Annotated in this window: 21 protein-coding genes; 15 read left to right on the forward strand and 6 right to left on the reverse strand. The window is 49.0% G+C overall.

Annotated elements, in window-relative coordinates:
* Positions 1–34: 34 nt before the first annotated feature.
* Entirely contained in the window at positions 35–1,513 is a 1,479-nt protein-coding gene (locus ACWJJ4_RS12495) for a peptide MFS transporter (protein WP_003156366.1), read from the reverse strand.
* 278 nt (positions 1,514–1,791) lie between these two features.
* Here ACWJJ4_RS12495 and ACWJJ4_RS12500 point away from each other — a divergent pair, with 278 nt between their 5' ends.
* Positions 1,792–3,537, forward strand: a complete 1,746-nt coding sequence (locus ACWJJ4_RS12500; RefSeq protein ID WP_077721782.1) for a right-handed parallel beta-helix repeat-containing protein — start codon at positions 1,792–1,794, stop codon at positions 3,535–3,537.
* Between the two features lie 92 nt (positions 3,538–3,629).
* Here the strand turns inward: ACWJJ4_RS12500 and ACWJJ4_RS12505 are convergent, their stop codons facing one another.
* Entirely contained in the window at positions 3,630–3,851 is a 222-nt protein-coding gene (locus ACWJJ4_RS12505) for a hypothetical protein (protein WP_063174352.1), read from the reverse strand.
* A 121-nt stretch (positions 3,852–3,972) separates the two neighbouring features.
* On the opposite strand from ACWJJ4_RS12505, the gene gerKA reads away from it, so the two are divergent.
* The 10 genes from gerKA (at position 3,973) to ACWJJ4_RS12555 (ending at position 14,759) form a co-directional block, all read left to right on the forward strand.
* A complete protein-coding gene (gene gerKA / locus ACWJJ4_RS12510; RefSeq protein WP_025853770.1) occupies positions 3,973–5,613 on the forward strand; it encodes a spore germination protein GerKA in 1,641 nt (546 codons plus the stop codon).
* Positions 5,600–6,826, forward strand: coding sequence for a Ger(x)C family spore germination protein (locus ACWJJ4_RS12515; protein ID WP_025853769.1), 1,227 nt, complete (start codon positions 5,600–5,602; stop codon positions 6,824–6,826). The genes gerKA and ACWJJ4_RS12515 overlap by 14 nt, the downstream gene beginning before the upstream one ends.
* A gap of 24 nt (positions 6,827–6,850) precedes the next feature.
* Positions 6,851–7,969: a GerAB/ArcD/ProY family transporter gene (locus ACWJJ4_RS12520; protein ID WP_025853768.1), complete on the forward strand. Its 1,119-nt coding sequence runs from the start codon at positions 6,851–6,853 to the stop codon at positions 7,967–7,969.
* Positions 7,970–8,137: 168 nt separating this feature from the next.
* Complete coding sequence (locus ACWJJ4_RS12525) at positions 8,138–9,463, forward strand: LLM class flavin-dependent oxidoreductase (protein WP_102422332.1); 1,326 nt, start codon at positions 8,138–8,140, stop codon at positions 9,461–9,463.
* Between the two features lie 12 nt (positions 9,464–9,475).
* A complete protein-coding gene (locus ACWJJ4_RS12530) occupies positions 9,476–9,967 on the forward strand; it encodes a GNAT family N-acetyltransferase (RefSeq protein WP_070081355.1) in 492 nt (163 codons plus the stop codon).
* Between the two features lie 28 nt (positions 9,968–9,995).
* Positions 9,996–10,787: an amino acid ABC transporter substrate-binding protein gene (locus tag ACWJJ4_RS12535; protein ID WP_003156351.1), complete on the forward strand. Its 792-nt coding sequence runs from the start codon at positions 9,996–9,998 to the stop codon at positions 10,785–10,787.
* A 22-nt stretch (positions 10,788–10,809) separates the two neighbouring features.
* Positions 10,810–11,484, forward strand: a complete 675-nt coding sequence (locus ACWJJ4_RS12540) for an amino acid ABC transporter permease (protein WP_003156350.1) — start codon at positions 10,810–10,812, stop codon at positions 11,482–11,484.
* Between the two features lie 13 nt (positions 11,485–11,497).
* On the forward strand, positions 11,498–12,247 hold the full coding sequence (locus ACWJJ4_RS12545; protein ID WP_003156349.1) for an amino acid ABC transporter ATP-binding protein: 750 nt from the start codon (positions 11,498–11,500) through the stop codon (positions 12,245–12,247).
* Positions 12,248–12,264: 17 nt separating this feature from the next.
* Positions 12,265–13,416 carry a M20 peptidase aminoacylase family protein gene (locus tag ACWJJ4_RS12550; RefSeq protein ID WP_172614446.1) on the forward strand — a complete coding sequence of 384 codons (1,152 nt, stop codon included), beginning with the start codon at positions 12,265–12,267 and terminating at the stop codon, positions 13,414–13,416.
* Positions 13,413–14,759 carry an MmgE/PrpD family protein gene (locus tag ACWJJ4_RS12555; protein WP_070081356.1) on the forward strand — a complete coding sequence of 449 codons (1,347 nt, stop codon included), beginning with the start codon at positions 13,413–13,415 and terminating at the stop codon, positions 14,757–14,759. Before ACWJJ4_RS12550 ends, ACWJJ4_RS12555 begins: the two co-directional genes overlap by 4 nt.
* Before the next feature lie 103 nt (positions 14,760–14,862).
* On the opposite strand, the gene ACWJJ4_RS12560 is transcribed toward ACWJJ4_RS12555, so the two are convergent.
* On the reverse strand, positions 14,863–15,546 hold the full coding sequence (locus ACWJJ4_RS12560; protein WP_070081357.1) for an ABC transporter ATP-binding protein: 684 nt from the start codon (positions 15,544–15,546) through the stop codon (positions 14,863–14,865).
* A 14-nt stretch (positions 15,547–15,560) separates the two neighbouring features.
* Positions 15,561–16,997, reverse strand: coding sequence for an ABC transporter permease (locus ACWJJ4_RS12565; RefSeq protein WP_076851411.1), 1,437 nt, complete (start codon positions 16,995–16,997; stop codon positions 15,561–15,563).
* Positions 16,998–17,209: 212 nt separating this feature from the next.
* Between ACWJJ4_RS12565 and ACWJJ4_RS12570 the strand changes: the two genes are divergently transcribed.
* The 4 genes from ACWJJ4_RS12570 (at position 17,210) to ACWJJ4_RS12585 (ending at position 20,717) form a co-directional block, all read left to right on the forward strand.
* Positions 17,210–17,893 (forward strand): response regulator transcription factor, encoded by a 684-nt coding sequence (locus ACWJJ4_RS12570; protein ID WP_014416901.1) that lies wholly within the window; start codon positions 17,210–17,212, stop codon positions 17,891–17,893.
* The gene (locus tag ACWJJ4_RS12575; RefSeq protein WP_454021678.1) at positions 17,880–19,313 is read left to right on the forward strand and encodes an ATP-binding protein; all 1,434 of its coding nucleotides are present in this window, start codon (positions 17,880–17,882) and stop codon (positions 19,311–19,313) included. Before ACWJJ4_RS12570 ends, ACWJJ4_RS12575 begins: the two co-directional genes overlap by 14 nt.
* A 152-nt stretch (positions 19,314–19,465) precedes the next feature.
* Positions 19,466–20,614: a Rap family tetratricopeptide repeat protein gene (locus ACWJJ4_RS12580; protein ID WP_003156336.1), complete on the forward strand. Its 1,149-nt coding sequence runs from the start codon at positions 19,466–19,468 to the stop codon at positions 20,612–20,614.
* Entirely contained in the window at positions 20,598–20,717 is a 120-nt protein-coding gene (locus tag ACWJJ4_RS12585) for a PhrC/PhrF family phosphatase-inhibitory pheromone (protein ID WP_003156334.1), read from the forward strand. Before ACWJJ4_RS12580 ends, ACWJJ4_RS12585 begins: the two co-directional genes overlap by 17 nt.
* A 150-nt stretch (positions 20,718–20,867) precedes the next feature.
* On the opposite strand, the gene ACWJJ4_RS12590 is transcribed toward ACWJJ4_RS12585, so the two are convergent.
* Positions 20,868–20,978: a YjcZ family sporulation protein gene (locus tag ACWJJ4_RS12590; protein ID WP_369719092.1), complete on the reverse strand. Its 111-nt coding sequence runs from the start codon at positions 20,976–20,978 to the stop codon at positions 20,868–20,870.
* A gap of 79 nt (positions 20,979–21,057) precedes the next feature.
* Positions 21,058–22,422, reverse strand: a complete 1,365-nt coding sequence (locus ACWJJ4_RS12595) for an aspartate kinase (protein WP_454021679.1) — start codon at positions 22,420–22,422, stop codon at positions 21,058–21,060.
* Positions 22,423–22,629 lie beyond the last annotated feature (207 nt).

A 22,629-nucleotide genomic window follows, 5' to 3' on the forward strand; every position in this document is an offset into this window, starting at 1 on the left:
AAAAAGCCTGCGGACGATTCCGCAGGCTTTTCTTTTATTGTACGCCTTTCATCGCCCGTTTAATGACGGGAGACAGAAGAATTAAAATAATACCGAGAATGATCGAAACAAGACCGATTGAGCCGAAGTAGGCCGCTTCAGAAATCTTATCAAACAAACCGACTACTTTTGCGTTCAGGGCTTGACCGCAGGCGTTTGTTAAAAACCACATACTCATCGTCTGCGCTGAGAAAGCTGCAGGCGCAAGTTTCGTTGTGACGGATAAACCGACCGGTGAAAGGCAAAGCTCACCAAGCACAACCAAAAGGAAGCTGAGCACAAGCCAAAGCGGGCTCACAAGCTCCCCGCTTCCGCCCATAACCGGAAGCACCATGACTAAAAATGATAATCCGGCAAGGATAATGCCGATCGCGAATTTAATCGGTGTTGAAGGCTGGCGTTTGCCGAGCTTCATCCAGATCCATGCGAACACCGGCGCGAAAATAACGATGAATAACGGGTTCAGAGACTGGAACCATGAAGACTCAAGATGCATGCCCGCAAAGGAAAGTCTCGTGCGCTGATCCGCATATAAAGCAAGAATCGTCGCGCCCTGCTCCTGAATCGCCCAGAACATTGCCGCTGCAATAAACAGCGGAACATAAGCCGCAAGCCGTGATTTTTCCGTTTTCGTCGCTTTTTTGCTTGTGAACATCACGATAAAGTAAATAACCGGAATGACAATGCCGAGGATACTGACGGTGTCAATCACACGCTGGATCGTCAGCCAGCCGGTTTGAATCAGAACGATAATAACGGCTGCTGCGATGACCACTCCGATTCCCGTGCCGATCACTGATGATTTAGAAATCGGATTCGGTACATTGGAGCCTGCTTTGCCGAGGTATTTCTTTCTCGTAAGAGCGAAAACAATCAGTCCGAGGAACATACCGGCCGCGGCGCATCCGAAGCCTAAGTGGTAGTTGTACTTCTGTCCGAGTGTTCCGACAATTAGCGGCGCAAGCAATCCGCCGAGGTTGATCCCCATGTAAAAGATGCTGAAACCTGAGTCGCGGCGCTCGTCTTCCTTCGTATATAAATCTCCGACAACGCTGGATACGTTTGGTTTAAGCAGGCCGGTTCCGATAATGATCAGAGCCATGCTGGTAAAAAACGCCGCCGTGCTGCCGGGGAAGGCAAGAGCGATGTGCCCGAACATAATTAAAATTCCGCCGTAAAATACGGTGTTTGCCGTGCCGAATACCCGGTCGGCCAGCCATCCGCCGATGACGCTCGACATGTATACGAGAGACCCGTATATGGACATGATGGCAACTGCGGTCGTTTTATCAAAGCCGAGACCGCCATGAGCGACTTCCGTGTATAAATAGTAAAGCAATATGGCTCTCATACCATAGTAGGAGAAACGCTCCCAAAATTCGGTGAAAAACAGTGTGAACAAGCCGCGGGGATGACCGAAAAAGCCTCGTTGCGGCACAGTTTCTGTTATAGATTCCTTATCAATAGATGCCACCTGAGCCAACCCTTTCTTAAAAAAGTGTATTACAAAAATCATATTCTTATATAATACTTGTGTCAATATAATTTATACTGAATTCAAAAAATTCCAGAATGAAAAGATATTAAAACGTTTAATATAGACGAATTTTCCTGATTCCAATGACTTATTTTGTTATATTATCTGACTAAACTATCTTTATAAACTTTTTTAATAAAATTTAAAGTATGTACAGGCGGAGCGGGATATGGCGGAATAAGATGACAATAAGAGAGGAAGGAGGAGATTATCACTTGCCGAATCGTATATTGGATATTACGGATTGCGGTGTGGCGGCAGACGGAAAAACCGATGTGACGGGCGCCATCAACCAATGCTTGGCCAGGGCCGTCAGCGAAGGCTGTCATACGGTGTTTTTTCCGCCCGGAACGTATAAAATCAACGGCACGCTTGGCGGGGACAGAAGCCAGCCGTTTCGGAACGCCGGGATTAACGTGCCGAGCCATCTCACCATCGTTTTAGATCCGGAATGCACGATTAAAGTGGCGCCGAACAGCTCCTGGGGCTACTCGGCTTTCTATATAGGCAGGCGGGAAAATGTCACCATCACCGGCGGCCGGATCATCGGGGAACGGGATGAACACACGTATACCAATGTCCCTTTGCGGTCGACCCATGAATGGGGGTTTGGAATCTGTATTGAAGGCAGCAGCAATGTGCTGATCGAAAATGTGAAGATTTCGGATTTTACGGGAGACGGCATAATTGTCAGCCCGCTCGGGTTAAAAACAAACAGTGATTACGAAACTTCAGAACAGGTGACCGTCCGCCGCTGTGAGATCAGGCAGTCAAGGCGGAACAACATTTCAATCACCGGCTGCAATACCGTTACAGTGGAAGAATGCGTGATTGAAGACGCCGGGCAAGGGAACGGAACGGCTCCGAAATTCGGAATCGATATTGAATCGTACGGAGAAGGCGATATTGATTATGAAGAAGCTCTTCATATTACGGTCCGCAACAACTTCTTTTCCGGAAACGCCGCAAGCTCAGTCACCAATTTTAACGGATATAATGTGTTAATTGAAGGAAATCATTCCGATAACACAATCAGCTACGGGTATGGGGCACATACCGTCATTTCGGGGAATGTCTTCTTTCGGTCAGACGGCGGCTCAAGGACCGCAGTCGCCGGACAAGGTGTGTCACAAGGACAGGACAGCAGCAATGCCGTCATTTCCAACAATCTGATTACCGGGTTTTCCACCGGAATAGATGTAAGGGGAAAAAGCGTCCTCGTCACTCACAACAAAATCAATCAATTTGAAAATACGGGCATTTCCGTCTATCAGGCAGAAGATGTGACCGTTGACGGCAATGTCATTGAAAACGGTCGTTCCGAAACGAGACGAAGCACGGGGATGCGGGCGACGCTGTCGGAAAACGCCGTCTTTACGAATAACACTCTGAATCAGGTGACAGACGGAATCACCATGTCGGCCGGCAGTATCATTGTAAAACAAAATGTGCTGAAATCGTTCAGCCGGGGCATATGGGTCACAGGCGGAAATGCCGTTATTGAAGGAAATACGCTCCTTCCGAATGCGTATCAGGGCGCCGCGGAGTCCTATGCCGTATCTGTGACAAATGACGCCAGGGCTGTCATCAAAGGCAATCTCTTTAAGAACTATAAAAACTATCCCGTATTCAGTTCAACATCCTCGGGAACCTCTGTCATCAGCAACCGCTTTGAATCATCACCGCTTATCGTTACCGTGTATCTGAACTCAGGCACGCATGAAGTCATAGACAATACGCTCACGATCAACCGAACAGCGGGCAGCCCGATCGGCATCTATCTGAACGGAGCCTCCAATTCCCTCGTTTCGGGCAATACCATCAACAACCTTTCCGCCGCTTCTGCTTCCGCCATCCAAACCAGCTCCTCCGCAAGTACTAAAATCATCGGCAACCGCATTATCAAAGGCGTCATTGTGAAACACGCGACAGATACGGAAAGCGGAAATATCGTCATCTGAGAACAATCTGCGCCGGAAAAATAAAAAGAACACATGAACTCCGAGAGAAGGAGGGATGTGTTCTTTTTTGACACAATACAGCCGTGCGCCTGTCAGGCATCTTTTTTACCTGATTTATATAAAGCGATCATTTCTCTGATTAAAAAGAGGGCGAATAAAAACAGCATCAGCCATTCTGAGAAGGTGGTCAATTTAAAAGCGGACAGGTTGTTTTGGACCGCTCCATAGAAACTGAAACCTTGCAGCATATCCATCGTTACTGAAATGATCAGGCAGGCAGTCAGCAAAAAAAATGAAACCCCCAATATTTTCATGCGCATCACTCTCCCTTTTTATCCTTTTCGATTACGCAGAACTTATGCAGACTTTCCGCCGTGCATAATCTTTTGCCGTACAGGAAGAATATGAAAAAAACGAGGAAAGGTTTTTTGCGATATGCCGCCATTTTTTAAGCAGAGGAAACAAAAAAAAGCCGATCAAAACGACCGTGACAATGAAGGCAGAAAAGAAGCGGACAGCCAGCCGGACAAAGAGCGGGATGAGCCGATCTCCCTCAGCTTAAAGCAAAATATGAAGAAGCTGTCTGAGAGGTTCGGTAACAGTGCCGATGTCGTCATCCGCCGGCTGAAAATCGGAAAAGAAGAGCTTCCGGCCGCAATTGTGTATATCGCCGGTTTGGTAGACGAACAGCTTGTCAGTCAATCCCTTCTGGAGGATTTAATTGACATCCCGTCCGTTCAGCCGGAACAAGCGGTCTGCCTGATATACGATAAAACGCTTGCGATCGGCGGGGTGAAAGAGGAAGAAAAATGGAAAAGCCTTTATGCCGGGCTGGTGGCGGGGAGCACGCTCATTTTTGTCGACGGGGCTGACAAGGCGCTGATCGCCAGCACGGAAGGGGGCGAGCACCGGTCCATTCAAGAGCCGAGCACTCAGGTCTCTTTCCGCGGCCCGCGGCAGGGATTCACTGAATCTCTGCAAACCAATATTTCCATGATCCGCAGGTATGTAAAAACGCCTGATGTATGGGTTGAAAAAATGGAGATCGGACACGAAACGAATACGGATGTCGCGCTGATGTATATTAACGGAATTTGCGATAAAAAGCTGATTAAGGAAGTCCGCAAGCGGCTGAAGCACATTGACATCGACAGCATTCTGGAATCCGGCTACATTGAACAGCTCATTGAAGACGCGCCGTTTTCTGTGTTCCCCACCGTATATCATACGGAGCGGCCGGACGTCGTGGCGGGGAATCTGCTGGAAGGACGATTTGCGATTATCGTGGACGGAACGCCGTTCGTTCTCATCGCGCCGGCTTTATTTATTCAATTTTTTCAATCCGTTGAGGATTATTATTCACGATTTGATATCGCCACAAGCATCAGGGTGCTGCGGGTTTTGATTTTCTTCATTTCACTGGTGGCGCCGGGGATTTATGTGGCAGCGACGACCTTTCACCAGGAAATGATTCCGACGCAGCTGCTGATTGTCATCGCGGCTCAGCGGGAGACGGTGCCGTTCCCGGCCGTGATTGAAGCGCTGACGATGGAAGTGGCCTTTGAGATTCTCAGGGAGGCGGGTGTCCGGCTTCCGAGAGTTGTCGGCTCCGCCGTTTCCATAGTCGGAGCGCTTGTCATCGGCCAGGCCGCCGTACAGGCCGGCATCGTCTCCCCGGCCATGGTTATCGTCGTCGCGCTGACGGCGATTGCCAGCTTTGCGACCCCGGCTTTTGACATGGCGATATCCGCGCGGCTGATCCGGTTTCTCTTTATTCTGTCAGCGGCGGTCATGGGATTTTACGGGCTGATTCTGGGCATTATCATGATGTTCGTCCATCTGTGCGGCCTGCGTTCATTCGGTTTTCCGTATATGTCCCCGCTCGCTCCTTTGACCCCGGGCGGGCTGAAGGATTCCATCCTCCGCGCTCCGTTATGGGCGGACGAAAAAAGGCCGGAACTGCTCGTGCAGGAAAACAACAGGCGCGAAGGGGAACATCAAAGACCGAAACCGGAGACATCCAGAGGAATGGTTAATAAAGATGTAGAAGAGGGCGACGGTAATGAAAAGACGTAAATGGATACTTATCCTTTGTACGATGGTTTCCCTTATGTTTGTATCCGGATGCTGGGATAAAAGGGAGCTGACTGATTTGGCTGTGATCTCCGCCATCGGTATTGACCGGACCGAAACGGGAAAATACGTCCTTCACTTGCAAATTATCAATCCGGGAAACGTGGCCGGCGGTCTGCAGGGCGGCGGAGCGGGAGACCGGCCTCCGGTTTCCGTCTATTCGGTGTCCGGAGACAATATGACGGAAGCTTTGAGAAAAGGCTCGATGAAAGTGTCCAGAAGGCTCTATTTTGCGCATACGAATCTCGTGGTGTTCAGTGAAAAACTGGCGAAAGAGGAAGGGCTCAGTTTTATTCTGGACAATCTTGACCGCGACACCGAATTCAGGACGACCGCAACCGCGGTTATCGCGCATAATTGCAAGGCTGAAGACATTATTAAAGTGCTGACGCCGATTGATAAAATCCCTTCCAATAAAGTGAACAAGACGCTCAGCTTCACGCAGGAACAATACGGCAGAGTCATTAAAACCAGCCTTCAGGACGTTCTGATTGATCTCGCTTCTCCGACCGGGTCGCCGTTTATACCGGGTTATGAAATGCACGGAGACGAAAAAGCCGGCCCTACAATGGAAAATACGCAGACGACTGAACCGAAAGCAGTGCTGTCAGCGGACGGACTGGCGGTGTTCAAAAAGGATGGGAGGCTGGATTACTGGATTGAGGATGACGACAGTGTGGGGGCTGTATGGCTGCTCAATAGGATCAAGCATACGTTCATCAATGCGGATTGGAAGAATGTGAAGCATGCAATCAGTCTGCAGGTCACCCGCCAGAATACAAAGGTGACGGCCACTTTTCCGAACGGAAAACCGCATATTCACGTGCATGCTCAGGTCGAGGGGCTGGTGGACGCTGTCAGATACCCTTTCCATCTGTCTGATCCGCAAGTGCTGATGACGATGCAAAAGGCGCTCAGCGTGCAGCTTGACAAAGATATCACCAAATCAATTGAAGATATAAAAGCCCGTAAGAATGACTTCGTCGGCTTCGGAGACCTGATCTATCGGAAGCATCCGGACAAATGGAAAAAGTTCAAAGGGAAGTGGGAGGAAGAATATTTCCCCAATCTCCCCGTAGATGTCAAAACGGAAGTCATTATCAGAAGAACGGGCTTGCGGAATAATCCTCTCTCAGACAAGCTTGAGCATGATTGATTTGAGGAGAAAGGAGCGAAGCGTATGGAAAATGCGAAAATCGGCACGCGTCAGCTGTTTATTATGATCATTTTGTTTGAATTGGGCAGTTCGTTATTGATCCCTCCGGGCACGATGGCCGGGCGGGATGCGTGGCTGTCCGTGCTTCTCGGGTGCGTTACCGGTCTCGGACTTTTCTACGTTTATCAGGCCCTGTATCAATTTTTTCCTGAGTCTTCACCGAGAGATTACATGAACGAACTGATCGGCAGACATCTGAGCTGGGCGGTCTCGCTTCTTTATATTCTCTATTTTTCTTATATCGCGGCCCGCGTATTGCGGGATTTTGGCGAAATGCTTGTCACCTTCGCCTACCAGGACACGCCGCTTTTAATTGTGAATGCCATGCTGATGATCGCCGCGATATTTGCGGTCAGAAAGGGAATTGAAGTGATAGCGAGGGCCGGCGAGCTGCTGTTTGGCATTATGTATTTTCTGACAGCTGTCGGGCTGATCCTCATTATCAGCTCAGGCACGATCAACCTCAGATTTCTCCAGCCCGTTTTAGCGGAGGGTGCAGGAACGGTCATTTATTCCGTGTTTAAACAGACGATGTTCATCCCGTTCGGTGAATTAATCGTGTTTGTCATGATTTTCCCTTATTTAAAAGATCGGAAAAAGGTGAAGAAAACCGGATTTCTGGCGATTATCATCAGCGGGCTGTTTTTGGCGATGTCAGTGGCGATTAATATTTGTGTGCTGGACGTCAACTTAATGCTCCGCTCTCAATTTCCGCTGCTGAGCACCATACAGACGATTAAAGTGGAAGAGTTTTTAGACCGGCTGGATGTCTTTTTCATGCTCGTGCTCGTCATCGGCGGTTTTTTCAAAGTCAGCCTTTTTACATATGCGGTTGTCGTGGGCGTGTCCACGCTGTTTAAAGAAAAAAACCCGTCCCAGCTGGCCTTTCCGGTCGGATTGGGGGTGCTGATTCTCTCCATCAGCATCGCAAGCAATTTTTCGGAACACATGAATGAAGGCTTAAACATTGTGCCGATCTATATTCATCTTCCGTTTCAAGTGCTGTTCCCCGTTTTGCTGCTTATCATTGCTGTTATTAAGAAAAAGGTCAAAGGGACCGTCTATACAGTTTCGAAGAAATAACCCGGCCGGTGCGCCGGGTTATTTTAAAAATCATGATTTTTGTCTTAATGCATTGACAAACTTGCGTGACAATTGTACATTTTGATTTATTCTTATAAAATTACTAGGAAATATAGGTTTAGTGGTGTTAATATTTTCTGAACCGTATTTCAGAATAGAAGGAGATCCATCATGACAAAGAAAAAAGAAATCAAACTCGGTGTGTTTCTCGCGGGCACCGGCCATCATGTCGCTTCTTGGAGACATCCTCAGGCACCGGCGGACGCGAGCATGAATTTGGATTATTTCAAAGAACTGGCGAAAACGGCTGAGCGTGGGAAATTGGACATGCTGTTTTTGGCGGACAGTTTATCAATAGACGGCAAATCACATCCGAATGTGCTGACGCGCTTTGAGCCGTTTACGCTGCTGTCGGCGCTCGCTCAGGTCACATCCCGCATCGGTCTGGCGGCGACCGCGTCTACCACATACAGCGAACCGTTCCATATCGCGAGACAATTTGCATCGCTTGATCATCTTTCCAACGGCCGCGCGGGCTGGAATGTCGTCACATCTTCGATTGAATCGACCGCGCTTAATTTCAGCGGCGAAAAGCATCTTGAGCACCATCTCAGATATCAGCGCGCGGAAGAATTCGTGGAAGTCGTCAAAGGATTATGGGATTCGTGGGAGGAAGACGCCTTTATCCGTGACAAAGAGTCAGGAGCATTTTTCGATAAAGACAAAATGCATGAATTGAACCATAAAGGAACATATTTCTCCGTGAGAGGGCCGTTAAATGTCGCCCGCACACCTCAAGGGCGCCCGGTCATTATTCAGGCCGGATCATCAGGAGACGGAAAAGCGCTGGCCGCCAAAACGGCGGAGGTCATTTTCACCGCGCAAAATCATTTGGAGTCCGCGCAGGAATTCTATCAATCTATTAAAGAACAAGCGGCTTCTTTCGGCCGTGATCCTGAAAAAATTGCGATCATGCCGGGGATCTTTCCCGTTATCGCCGATACCGAAGAAGAAGCGCAGGCAAAATATGAAGAGCTCCAAGACCTCATCATTCCGTCTGTCGGACTGAACATTCTGCAAAACTATCTGGGCGGCGTCGACCTTTCCGCCTGCCCGCTTGACGGCCCGCTGCCTGAATTGGATGCGGATGCGTCGAATGCCGTTAAAAGCCGGTTCAAGCTCGTTCAGGAGATGGCCAAACGCGATAACATGACCATCCGCGAGCTGTACAAATATGTGGCGGGTTCAAGAGGCCATCATATCTTTGTCGGAACGCCTGAACAGCTTGCCGATAAGATGGAAGAATGGGTCGGAAAACAAGCTTGTGACGGCTTCAACATCATGCCGCCGCTTTTGCCTGAAGGTCTCACTCTTTTTGTAGACAAAGTGATTCCGATTTTACAAGAACGGGGCGTGTTCAGAAAAGAGTATGAAGGAACGACGCTCAGAGAACATTTCGGACTGGAAAAACCGGCAAACCGATATGCCGACTAAAGGAGGGTCATCATGTCAAGACAATACCGGCTCGCAACGGAGGCAGACGCTGATGAGCTGCTTTCACTGACACTGCGGGCGTATGAACCGATCCGCAAGCTCGGCATCAATTTTGCCGCTGCCACGGCGGATAAAGAACTCATATTAACTAACATACAGAAAAACGCCTGTTACGTTTTGGAGGAAGACGGACGGATTCTGGCGACGATTTCTCTGCGGATGCCGTGGGGGCCGAATCCCGGGCCGTACGGTGTCCCTCATATTTGGTGGTTCGCCGTCGATCCTGAAACCGGTAAAAAAGGGACGGGCTCAGACATGCTGGCGTGGCTGGAGAACACAGTGCTCCGCGATACATTAAAAGCGCCTTTCGTGTCACTGGGCACAGCGGACAAGCATCCGTGGCTGATCGGCATGTACGAGCGGAAAGGCTACGTCCGCGCAGGCGAAAAGGATTTAGGAAAAGGCCACATCACCATCTATTTAAAAAAACAATTGCAGGATTAACATTTTAATAGGAAAAGGCGGGATTTCAATGAAGAAGAAAACATGGGCTTTGCTGCTGTCTGCCGCGCTTTTGGCGGTCTTAACAGCATGCGGAAACGGAAAAGAAAGCGAAGGCGGCGATAACGTGCTGCATGTCGGCGCCACGGGACAAAGCTATCCGTTCGCATATAAAGAAAACGGCAAGCTGACAGGCTTTGACGTGGATGTCATGGAAGCCGTAGCGAAAAAAATCAACATGAAACTGGACTGGAAGCTGCTTGAGTTCAGCGGACTGATGGGCGAGCTCCAGACCGGCAAACTCGACACCATTTCAAACCAGGTCGCTGTCACGGACGAACGCAAGAAAACGTATAACTTCACAGAACCGTATTCGTATGCGGGCACTCAAGTCGTCGTCAAAAACGATAACAAAGACATCAAATCAGTCAATGATCTGAAAGGAAAAACAGTGGCGGCCGTTCTGGGCTCAAACCACGCGAAAAACCTTGAGAGCAAGGACCCGGATAAAAAAATCAACATAAAAACATATGAAACACAAGAAGGTACGCTGAAAGACGTGGCTTACGGACGGGTTGACGCTTATGTAAACAGCCGCAGCGTCCTGATCGCCCAGATCAAAAAGACCGGTCTGCCTCTGAAATTAGCAGGAGACCCGATTGTCTATGAAAAAGTCGCTTTCCCGTTTGCGAAAGATGCGGCTCACGATAAAATCCGCAAAAAAGTAAACAAAGCCATTGAAGACCTGCGGAAAGACGGCACGCTGAAAAAGCTGTCTGAAAAGTACTTTAACGAAGATATCACAAAGGAAGCAAAGCATTAAGAAACGGCGGTGAAAATCGAGAATGAACAGCATTGATTGGGGATTTATGTTTTCAGCTTTTCCCGCGTTAATCGAAGCCTTGCCGATCACATTACTAATGGCCGTCGCGGCCATGGTATTTGCCGTGATCGGCGGCCTTATATTAGCGCTTATCACAAAAAATCGTATTCCTGTGCTTCACCAGCTGTCAAAGGTGTATATTTCATTTTTCCGGGGCGTGCCGACGCTCGTGCAGCTTTTCTTAATTTATTACGGCCTGCCTCAGCTCTTTCCCGGAATGAGCAAGATGACGGCGTTAACTGCGGCGATTATCGGGCTAAGCCTGAAAAATGCCGCCTACCTGGCTGAAATCTTCCGCGCTGCGCTCAACTCAGTCGATGAGGGGCAGCTTGAAGCCTGTCTGTCTGTCGGAATGACAAAATCCCAGGCGTACAGACGGATCATTTTCCCGCAAGCCGTCAGAAACGCGCTTCCCGCGACGGGAAATACATTTATCGGCCTGTTAAAAGAAACATCGCTCGCTTTTACATTAGGAGTGATGGAGATGTTCGCCCAAGGAAAAATGTACGCATCAGGCAACCTCAAATATTTTGAGACGTATTTAGCCGTCGCGGTCATGTACTGGATTCTTACGATTATTTACAGTGTGCTGCAGGATCTGCTCGAACGGGCGATCAGCAAGCCTTATCGCACATAGGAGGAGGCTCAGGATGATACAAGTCAGACATATTCGAAAAGCATTTAAAGACCTTACCGTACTTGACGGGATCGATCTTGAGATCAAAAGCGGCGAAGTCACGGCCATCATCGGCCCGTCAGGCTCGGGAAAATCAACGCTCCTCCGCTGTCTGAATCTGCTGGAGCGCCCGGATGACGGCATCATTGAAATCGGCGATGCAAAGCTGAATGCAGCGTCCTATTCGCGCAAAGACGTACACAAGCTTCGCCAGCAGACGGCGATGGTGTTTCAGAATTACAACCTGTTCAAAAACAAAACCGCCCTGCAAAATGTGACAGAGGCGCTGATCACCGCGCAAAAGAAACCGAAAAAAGAAGCGGAACAGATCGGTATGGACCTGCTGCGGCAAGTCGGTTTAGAACACAAAGCGGACAGCTACCCGATTACGATGTCAGGCGGGCAGCAGCAGCGGATCGGGATTGCGAGAGCCTTGGCCGTTGATCCTCACGCGATTTTACTCGATGAACCGACTTCAGCCCTTGACCCTGAGCTTGTAGCCGGGGTGCTCCAAGTCATCAAATCAATTGCCGAAAAACAGACAACCATGATCATCGTCACGCATGAGATGGCTTTTGCGCGTGAAGTAGCCGACAAAGTTATTTTTATGGCGGACGGACGCATCATCGAACAGGGAACGCCGGAGGAGCTGTTTGACAATCCGCAGAACGAACGGACGAAAAAATTCATTAAGCAAGTGGGAGAGCCTGCCGAACTTGTCTAAGAAGGGAAGAAGAAGAAATGGCAAATGAAACGTATGAATCATTAAACAAACGTTTAATCAATATCCGCCGCGACCTTCATGAACACCCTGAGCTGTCAGGCGAGGAATTCGAAACGACGAATAAAATCCGCCGCTGGCTGGAGGAAGAAGGAATCACGGTTCTTGATGTGCCGAAACTTCAAACCGGAGTGATCGCTGAAATCAAAGGAGATAAAAGCGGCCCTGTCATCGCCGTCAGAGCGGACATCGACGCACTGCCGATCGAAGAGAAAACAAACCTTCCGTTTGCTTCGCGAAACAGCGGCGTGATGCACGCATGCGGCCATGATTTCCATACGGCATCTATTCTCGGCACGGCTTTCTTATTAAATGAGAGAAAGCATGAGCTGAAAGGAACGGTGCGGTTTATTTTTCAGCCCGCGGAAGAAATCGCCGCCGGAGCAAGACAGGTCATTGAAGCCGGCGCGCTTGACGGTGTATCGGCGATATTCGGCATGCATAACAAACCTGACCTCCCCGTCGGCACGGTCGGTCTGAAAGAAGGCCCGCTGATGGCGAGTGTCGACCGTTTTGAAATCACCGTGAAAGGAAAAGGCGGCCACGCCGGGATCCCCGACAACAGCATTGATCCGATTCAGGCGGCAGGGCAGATCATCGGCGGCCTGCAATCGGTTGTCAGCAGAAACATCAGCTCGCTTCACAATGCCGTCGTCAGCATCACAAGAGTTCAGGGGGGCAGTTCTTGGAATGTCATTCCGGACCATGTTGAAATGGAAGGCACCGTCCGGACGTTTCAAAAAGAAGCGCGGGAGGCTGTTCCGAAACATATGAAGCGGGTTGCTGAAGGAATCGCGGCCGGATTCGGGGCAGAGGCTGACTTCCGCTGGTTTCCTTACCTGCCGTCAGTCATGAACGACGCCCGTTTCATACAGGCGGCGGAACAAACGGCTGAAGATCTCGGGCTTCAAACCGTTCGGGCAGAACAGTCGCCCGGCGGCGAAGACTTCGCGTTATATCAAGAAAAAATCCCCGGCTTCTTCGTCTGGATGGGAACAAACGGAACAGAAGAATGGCACCATCCCGCCTTCACACTCGACGAAAAAGCGCTCCCGAAAGCGGCTGAGTTTTTCGCCCGGCTTGCCGTCAATGTATTGGAGCAGACGGAATGAATACGGAAAATCTGACGGCCGGACTTGCTCAGGCCGTCATGTCGTCTGTACCGGAAACATCCGCCGAAGCGATGAAAGAAGCGCGCAAAGGACTGCTTGATTTTACAGCGGCGGCTTTTGCGGGGAGACGGGATAAAGGAGTTGAAAAGCTGGTAAAACTGGCCGAAGAAGAAGGCGGGGTGCCGATAGCGCCGCTTATCGGCAGAAATCAAAAAACCACGCCGTCCCAATCCGCGCTCATTAACGGATTCATCGCACATGCGCTTGATTTTGACGATGTTCATTCTGATGTAAGAGGACATCCGAGCGCGGTCATCCTTCCGGCTTTGATTGCAGCCGCATCAGCCGGCCGGATAGACAAGAGCCGTTTTCTCGGCGCTTATGTGACGGGAATCGAAGTGATGGCGCGGCTCGGCGAGTCAGCTGGAAGGCATCATTACGAGAAAGGCTGGCACAATACAGGAACGTTAGGTGCCATTGCGGCCGCATGCGCCGTCGGATTTGCGGAGAATCTGAATCAAACCCAATTGCAGAAAGCAATCGGGTTTGCGGCTGCCCGTTCCGGAGGCATGAGAATGCAATTCGGGACAGAAATGAAGCCGCTCCACGCCGGCCTGGCCGCTCAAGCCGGGGTGTTCGCCGTAAAGCTTGCAAAGGCCGGTTTCGGCGGCTCAGCTCATGCGCTCGACGGAGAGAAAGGTTTTTTCGGACTGTACGGCGATCTTGAACGGGCAGAAACCCTGCTTGTAAACGGGTGGGGAAACCCTTGGCGGATTGTGAGCCCGGGACTTTGGTTTAAGGTTTATCCGTTTTGCTCGGCGGCCCATCATGCGGCGGACGCCATTCTCAAGCTGAAGGCCGAACATGGTCTCACTTTCGGCCAAACGGAACGGATCGACGTGATTTATCCGCCGGGAGGGGACGCCGCATTGACAGAACGGCGTCCGAAAACAGGCGAAGCGGGAAGATTCAGCGTGGAATATGTGATCACCTTAGCTTTGCACGGTAAGGATTTTTCAGTTGAACATTTCACATCCGAGCCGATCCCGGAATCCCTTCAAAAAGGATTTGAGCGGATTCACCGCAGCTGCGATGACCAAATTCAGCCGGCTGACAACGCCGTTCCGAAGGGCCGTTTTACAATTGTACGGGTCACGGCTTCCGGCGGTCATGTCTATGAAGCACGTATCGACTGTCCGAGGGGAGCGCCGGGAAACGGTCTTTCTGAAAAAGACATTCAAGACAAGCTCCGGCTCGCTTTGCCGGGAGAAGAGAAAAAGGCGGAAGAATTGATCAAAGCAGCCGGACAATCAAATATGGACCGTTATTTACAGCTGATATAAATAAAAAGAGCGAGGGGATGCAGCCCTCGCTCTTTTTACGTTCACTTCTATTGAATAGGGGGATATAGGGTGCGCCCCCGTCTGCGCTGGCAGGGGCGCGGTATCAGGAAACGGCCGTGCCGTTTTCTTTGGCCGTGAAACTTCCTCTTGATAAGCGGATGTTGATATCAGACACTTTGGCAATTTGTTCGTCGTGCGTAACCATGATGACGCATTTGCCGTCTTTATGCGCCAGATCCTGAAAGAGCCGGACGATTTCCTTTGACGTATCCTCGTCGAGATTTCCCGTCGGCTCGTCCGCGCAAATCAAATCCGTGTCACAGCAGAAAGCCCGCGCAATTGAAACGCGCTGCTGCTGTCCGCCGCTTAATGTCAGCACCCGCTGACGGGCCTGCTGTTCGGTGATGCCGACTTTATCCAGCATGCTGAGCGCGGACGCATCTTTGTTGTTCTCCTTAGATCCGGTAATCTCCATCGCGGTTGTGACGTTCTGGAGCGCCGTCATATACGGGATCAGATGATAAGATTGAAAGACGATAGAGACATATTGATTTCTGAATTTGGTTAATCCGATTTTGGAGATGTCTTCTCCGTTATAAAGGATGCTTCCCTCTTTAGGTGTGTCAAGGCCGCCCGCCAGAGACAGAAACGTGGTTTTTCCCGTCCCGGAGGCGCCGGCAATTGTATAAAACTTCCCTTTTTCAAAGCTGATCGTTATATCCTGAAACAGCGGCTGTGATTTATCTTGGTACCAGTAGCCGGTCTGTTGAAAGGTTAATAGGCTCATTATGCTGCCTCCTCTTATTCCTGCTTGGTCAGGATCGTTTTAGGGTGAAGCCGCATGACTGATACAGACGGCAGTAATGTGGCGATGACGGCAATTGCGACGCCGATCCCGCCGAGAATCAGAAGGTCATTCAGCGAAACGTTTACCTGCATTGTACTGATGACATCTGCACCGGATGAATGCTGACCGAACATGCCGCCTCCCCGCGGCATTTCTCCTCCGCCCCAGCCGCTTGTTTGCTGCTGTGAATCATCGGCTGAGCTGACCTGCTGGGAAAGAAGCTGATTTCCGAGCTGATTCGCCACAAGGCTGCCCGTGACGGATGCGATCCCGATGGCGATAACCGCGACAATCAGAATTTCCGTTAAGAATTGTCCGATGAGCTTCCAGCGCTTTTCGCCGATCGCCATTAAGACACCCATTTCATACTTGCGTTCCCTGATCGACATCATCACGATCAACCCGAGAATGACCGCCCCCGCGATGGATACAAGGTACACCACGTTTTTAGAAAATGACGCGACATTTTCAATCGGGCCGACCATTTGCTGATACACCTGATCATTTGTCGTCAGCGTGTAGGTTTTATCATCTATAGATGTTTTTTTCGCAGCCGCAACGAATGAGTCAATATATTTTGCATCATCCATATAATAAACGGCTGAGCTGATTTTGTTTTTGTTATCAGACCCTTTTAACGCCGCCGCGGCGGTGTAAGGCGTATAGATTTTATTGTCAGGATTTAAGAATGAAAAATGCTCTGCCTGATCGTCTCCTGATGATGTTGTTTTATAAATTCCCACAATTTTAAGCTTTGTACTCACAGAATCATCCGCTGCTGAGGAAACCGTAATGGAGCCGCCGACCTTCAGCTTGTTTTGATCTGCCAGCGTTTCATTGATCACTGCGACTTTTGCGTCCGCATCTGTTTTTGTGATGGCGCGGCCGTCAGTGATTTTTGAGCTCCCGCCTGTGAAATCATCAAGCAGCGCCGTAGAGAGCACGCCTTCGACCGAAATGTCCGCTGAAATCATCTGTCTTCCGCCGCCTTGAAAACGGCTTCCGCCGGAACTGTTATCGGCTGATTCGCCTGAGCTTTTTATCGCGTCAAAGCTTTCTGCGTTTGCTGACGCTGCCGTGAGGAAGTTGTAATTTTTAACGTGCTGTAAAGATGTAAGTTTCTTGGCATCCGAGACGGAAATCGGCGCTGATTCAAACGTCCTCTTTTCACCGTCTTTTTGCTGCTGCGACATTTGCTTTTGGCGGTCAGCCTGGAGTGTGACGCTCCCGCCGAGCTGCTGCCTTGCCAGTTCGCTTGATTTCTTTGCCGCTGACTGGATCGTAAGACCGGACAGGACAAAAATGCAAATCACTGAAAACACAACCAGCTGCAAAAACGTTTTTCCCTTTTTTGCCTTCATGCTCCAAAAGGCTCTTTTTATAAAGTTCATGTCTGTTCCTCCGTGTGGGTGTCAGATCTTGTAAAACCGACCTTCTTTAGAACCGGTTATCCGATATGTATATAGTAGGAGAAATGTGTGAAAAAAATATGAACAAACTATTTCCGGGTGATGAAATAAAAACTAACAATTGTGAAACCCGAAAATATCCGGGTAAAATGGTGCTATTATAAGTAAAAGCGTCAAGATAAGCGGAGGAACCAATGAAGATATTAATGATAGAAGACAATATAAGCGTATGCACCATGACGGAAATGTTCTTTTTTAAAGAAGGATTTGAAGCCGAATTTGTCCATGACGGAGTGGAAGGCTATCAGCGGTTCACGGAAGAGGACTGGGATTTGGTCATTCTGGATATTATGCTTCCATCTATGGACGGAGTGACGATCTGCCGGAAAATAAGAGAGACGAGCAGTGTGCCGATTATTATGCTGACCGCAAAGGACACGGAGTCTGATCAGGTGATCGGGTTTGAAATGGGGGCCGACGACTATGTCACCAAGCCGTTCAGCCCGCTGACGCTAGTAGCGCGGATTAAAGCGGTGATCAGAAGATACCGGGCGACGGGGCAGGCCGTAAAAAGCGACGACTTGATCGAAACGGCGTGTTTTTCAATCAATAAGAAGACGCGGGAAGTGTTTCTGCACGGAAAGCCTGTCGAGAATCTGACGCCGAAGGAATTCGATCTGCTCTTTTATCTCGCACAAAATCCGCGCCAGGTCTTTTCGAGAGAGCAGCTGCTTGAGCAGGTGTGGGGGTATCAATTTTACGGCGATGAACGTACGGTTGATGTTCATATTAAACGGCTGCGCAAAAAACTGTCCAGTGACGAAAAACCGTTTTTATACACGGTGTGGGGGGTAGGATACAAATTTGATGAGGATTAAATACTTATATCAGCTGCTGTTAAGCCATGTCAGCATTTTGATTTTGGCCTTTTTCATCATCATTTCCCTGTTTTCGCATTTTGTGAAAGATTTTGCGTATCAAAATAAAGTGGATGAGCTGTCTTCTTACGCCCAGCAGATCACAAGTGAGCTGAACGGACGCGATCTTGATCTGCGCCGCCTGTATCCGTATCAGGACATGTTAAAAACGCGCGAGACCAGATTTATTATTTTTGATGAACATCAGCGGCCGTACTTTTTTCCTGACGATATGCCGCCGCGCGAGAAGCTGAAAAGTAAAGAGTGGCACATGCTGAAGCAAGGGAAAACCGTTCAGATCAGAGCGGAGATGAACCGTTTTAATACGGAAGGCTTGGAAGTGTCGCTTGTCGCAAAACCGCTTTTGATCAACAATCAATTTAAAGGCGCGGTGCTGCTTGTGTCTCCCGTCAGAGGGGTCGAACAGATGATCAGCCAGGTCAACCGCTATATGATTTACGCGATCATCAGCACCCTTATCATCACGATTCTGCTGAGCTGGCTTTTATCTAAATTTCACGTCAAGCGGATTCAGACATTGCGGGATGCGACCGGAAAAGTGGCGTCCGGTGATTACGATATTTCGCTCAAGAACAGCGGCGGCGATGAAATCGGCATGCTGGCGTCCGATTTCAACATCATGGCCAAAAATCTGAAGCAATCGAGAGAGCAGATTGACCGCCTAGAAAAACGGAGGCGCCAATTTATCGCCGATGTCTCCCATGAGCTGAGAACGCCTTTGACGACCATTAACGGACTTGTGGAGGGGCTTAACAGCAACACCATCCCGGAAAAAGATAAAGAGAAATGCTTCTCTCTGATCAGTGAAGAAACGAAGCGGATGCTCAGGCTCGTGAAAGAAAACCTGGATTATGAAAAAATCAGATCCCAGCAAATCAAACTGGACAAGCTCAGTCTGCCGCTCATCGAGGTGTTTGAAATTATTAAAGAGCATCTCAATCAGCAGGCGGAGGAAAAACAAAATCAGCTGCGGATTCAGGTGAAGGACGGCGTCAAAGTGTTCGCCGATTATGACAGGCTGATCCAGATTCTCGTCAACATCACGAAAAACAGCATTCAATTTACGCAAAACGGAGACATCACGCTGCGCGGGTATGAAGGCTATAAAGAAACGGTGATTGAAATCGAAGACACCGGAATCGGCATCTCCAAAGAGGAAATTGAGCATATATGGGAGCGGTTTTATAAGGCGGACGTGTCCCGGACGAATACGGCATACGGCGAATACGGACTCGGCCTGTCCATCGTCAGGCAGCTCGTCGAAATGCACAAGGGCACGATAGATATTGACAGCGAAAAAGGAAAAGGCACGACCTTTACAATCCGCCTTCCGCTGAATACGAAACATGAATCATCTTGAAACCGGCAGTCCCGTCTGGCTGCCGGCTGTTTTATCTTCACTCGGAAAATTGCGCTCTGCCGAAACAAAGTTTGCGTGTTTTTCGGGATGGAAAGACACGGAAACGTGATAAAATAACTGGTAAACAGGTCTTGGATGGGGAGGGTGAAGGAATGAAGAGCGGGTTAATTCCTTCTTCAGCAGTCGGGCAGAAAATTAACGAGTGGTATCGATACATCAGAACATTCAGCGTGCCGGATGCGGAGATCTTGAAGGCCGAGATCAAACAAGAGCTTGACCGTATGGAGCCTGATTCAAACTTAGTGCTTTATTATTCCCTCATGGAATTTCGCCATCAGCTGATGCTGGACTACTTGGAGCCGCTGGAAAAACTGAAGATAGAAGACCAGCCGACCCTGTCGGAAATTCTTGATAACATTGATAACAGCCAGGCCGGCCTCAAAGGGCTTCTCGATTATTACGTCAACTTTTTCAAAGGCATGTTTGAATTTGATAAAAGAGAATTTATCTCAGCGATTACGTATTATAAACAAGCTGAGAAAAAACTGGCCTTCGTTTCGGACCACGTGGAACGGGCGGAGTTTTATTTTAAAGTGGCCGAAGCTTATTATCATATGAAACAAACGTATTTTTCTTTGATACATATAAAAAACGCTTATGAAATTTACGTAGAGCAGGACACATATAACGTCCGGATCATTCAATGCCATTTTGTATTCGGCGTCAATTTAATGGATGAAAGGCGCTTTGAACAGGCGGCCAAACATTTTCAGCACGCTCTGCAAATGGCCGAAAAAGAACAAAAAGCGCAGCTTGTCGGGAGGGCGCTGTATAACCTCGGACTGTGCTACTACAATCAGGACCGCATCGGCGAAGCGATTCCGTACTTTGAACGGGCGGTTGATACATTTGAATCACAAAGAATCGTCAATTCTCTTCCTCAAGCATATTTTCTAATCACACTCATTTACTTTAAACTCGGAAAAAAAGAAAAAGCGTCGGAATATCACAAGCGGGGATATGAATATGCTAAAGAAACAGACGATCCCGTTTACACGGTAAAATTCGAATGGCTGCAGGCTCTGTATCAGGCGAAACCGGATGAGGAAAAAATCAGCGCATGTTTCCGTTACCTGGAAGATAAAAATTTATACGCCGATATAGAGGATTTAGCACTAGAAGCAGCTAAATATTACTATGAACAAAATTGCTTTAAGATTTCTTCTGACTATTTTCTGAAAGTCGAAGAGGCAAGGAAACAAATACAAAGGAGTGAGGGTTTGTATGAAATTGAAATCTAAATGGTTTGTTATTTGTTTAGCAGCCGCCGCGATTTTTACAGTGACAGGTGCAGGCCAGACAGATCAGGCTGAATTCCATGTAGCTGAAAGAGGAATGACGTGAGAAGAAAATAACCTGAACAAAGGAAAAGACTGCCCGGGAATGTTCCCGGCAGTCTTTTTTTTTGCGCGGCCGGACTTGGACAGCGGCGGAAAACAAAAGAAAACGCCGCAGGTCAAAACCCGCAGCGTCCTCATATAGACGGAGTGATGCTTAGAAACCGCCAACATAGGCAGTACCTACAATAACCAACAGGATAAATAAAACAACGATCAAAGCGAAAGAGCTGATTCCAGAATATCCTGACATGAGCTTCACCTCCATATTGTCTATACCATACAATATGTAAAAGAAGCTGCTTTGTAAGGGATATTAGTGGACAAGAGAAAAAAGAGGCGGTGTCCTATGAGAGTAAGACTCCGGCAAAAAACTCGTCATACAGCGCCCGCACCGCTTGTTTTTCCTGTTCTTCTTTCACCCCGAACATCATGCTGACTTCCGATGACCCCTGATTGATCATCTCGATGTTGACGCCGGCTTCGGACAGTGCTTTGGATGCCCTGGCGGTTGTGCCGACATTATGGCGCATCGCTTCCCCGACGACCATAATCAGCGCCAGATTGTGCCTGACTGTGACTTCATCTGCTTGAAGTTCCTGCTTCAGACGGGTGACGAGCCTGTGTTCCAGTTCTGAGTCCATCTGATCGTGCCGAAGGATGATCGTGATGTCGTCAATGCCGGATGGAACGTGTTCATACGTCAATCCTTCTTCCTCCAAAATGTGAAGGGCTTTGCGGCCGAAACCGATTTCCCGGTTCATTAAATATTTGCTTATGTAAATGCTGCAAAAGCCCGTGTCGCTTGCGATGCCGATGACTGGCCCGTTCGTATTGTCACGGCTGCTGACGACGCGCGTTCCTTTCGCATCCGGATTATTCGTATTCTTAATCTGAACGGGGATGCCGGCCCGAAATGCGGGAATCAGCGCTTCATCATGAAAAACGGAAAATCCGGCATAGGAGAGCTCACGCATTTCCCGATACGTCAGTTCGTTAATTTCTTTCGGGTGCCGCACGATCGACGGGTTGACGGAATAGACGGCGTCCACATCAGTAAAGTTTTCGTACAGGTCGGCTTTTAAGCCGCTGGCGAGAATGGAGCCGGTAATATCAGAACCGCTCCGGGAAAACGTCACAATCTCATGCTCCTTCGTGTAACCGAAAAATCCCGGAAAAATGATCAAGCCTTCACGGTTTCTCAGACGGTACAAATGATCATAAGATTCAGGGAGCACCTGCGCGCTTCCGGGTTCATTCGTCACAAACAGCCCCGCTTCTTTCGGACTTACGTATTCCGCTTTCACGCCCTGCCATCGGAAGTAGGCTGCGATCAGCTTCGCGTTGTTGTCCTCGCCGCTCGCTTTCACCGCATCCATATACTGATCGGGATTGGCTTTGCTGCTGTTTAAAAGAGCGAATAGGTCACTGCGGATTCTTTCTATAATAGAGAAATCCAGGTTCAGCTCACGCGCGATGGCGGCGTACCGTTCAATGACCGGTTCGGCAAGCTCGGGCGCTGCACCTTTTTGCAAATAATGCTCCGCACAGCTGATTAACAGATCCGTCACCTTTGTATCGTCCGAGAAGCGTTTTCCCGGCGCCGATACGACGACGGCTTTCCGCGAGGGGTCAGCCGTCACGATTTGAAACACTTTCTCAAGCTGGGCTCCTGACGCAAGAGAGCTGCCTCCGAATTTTACAACTTTCATGATTTACATCCCCTAATATTTAAATTTTCTCACAAATTTAATTTTATTATCTCTCTTTCAAACATGTAAATCAAGGATTTTTTCTACGCAGGGAGAACATTTGTATTTTCCTGGAGGAATTTTGCCGCTGTTTGTCAGATTTTTTTCCCTCAAGCGTGTCATCATGTGCAAAAAATGATAAGCAGCCAAATGAAGGTTATAGAAAAT

The sequence above is a fragment of the Bacillus sp. JK62 genome, assembly GCF_053663455.1.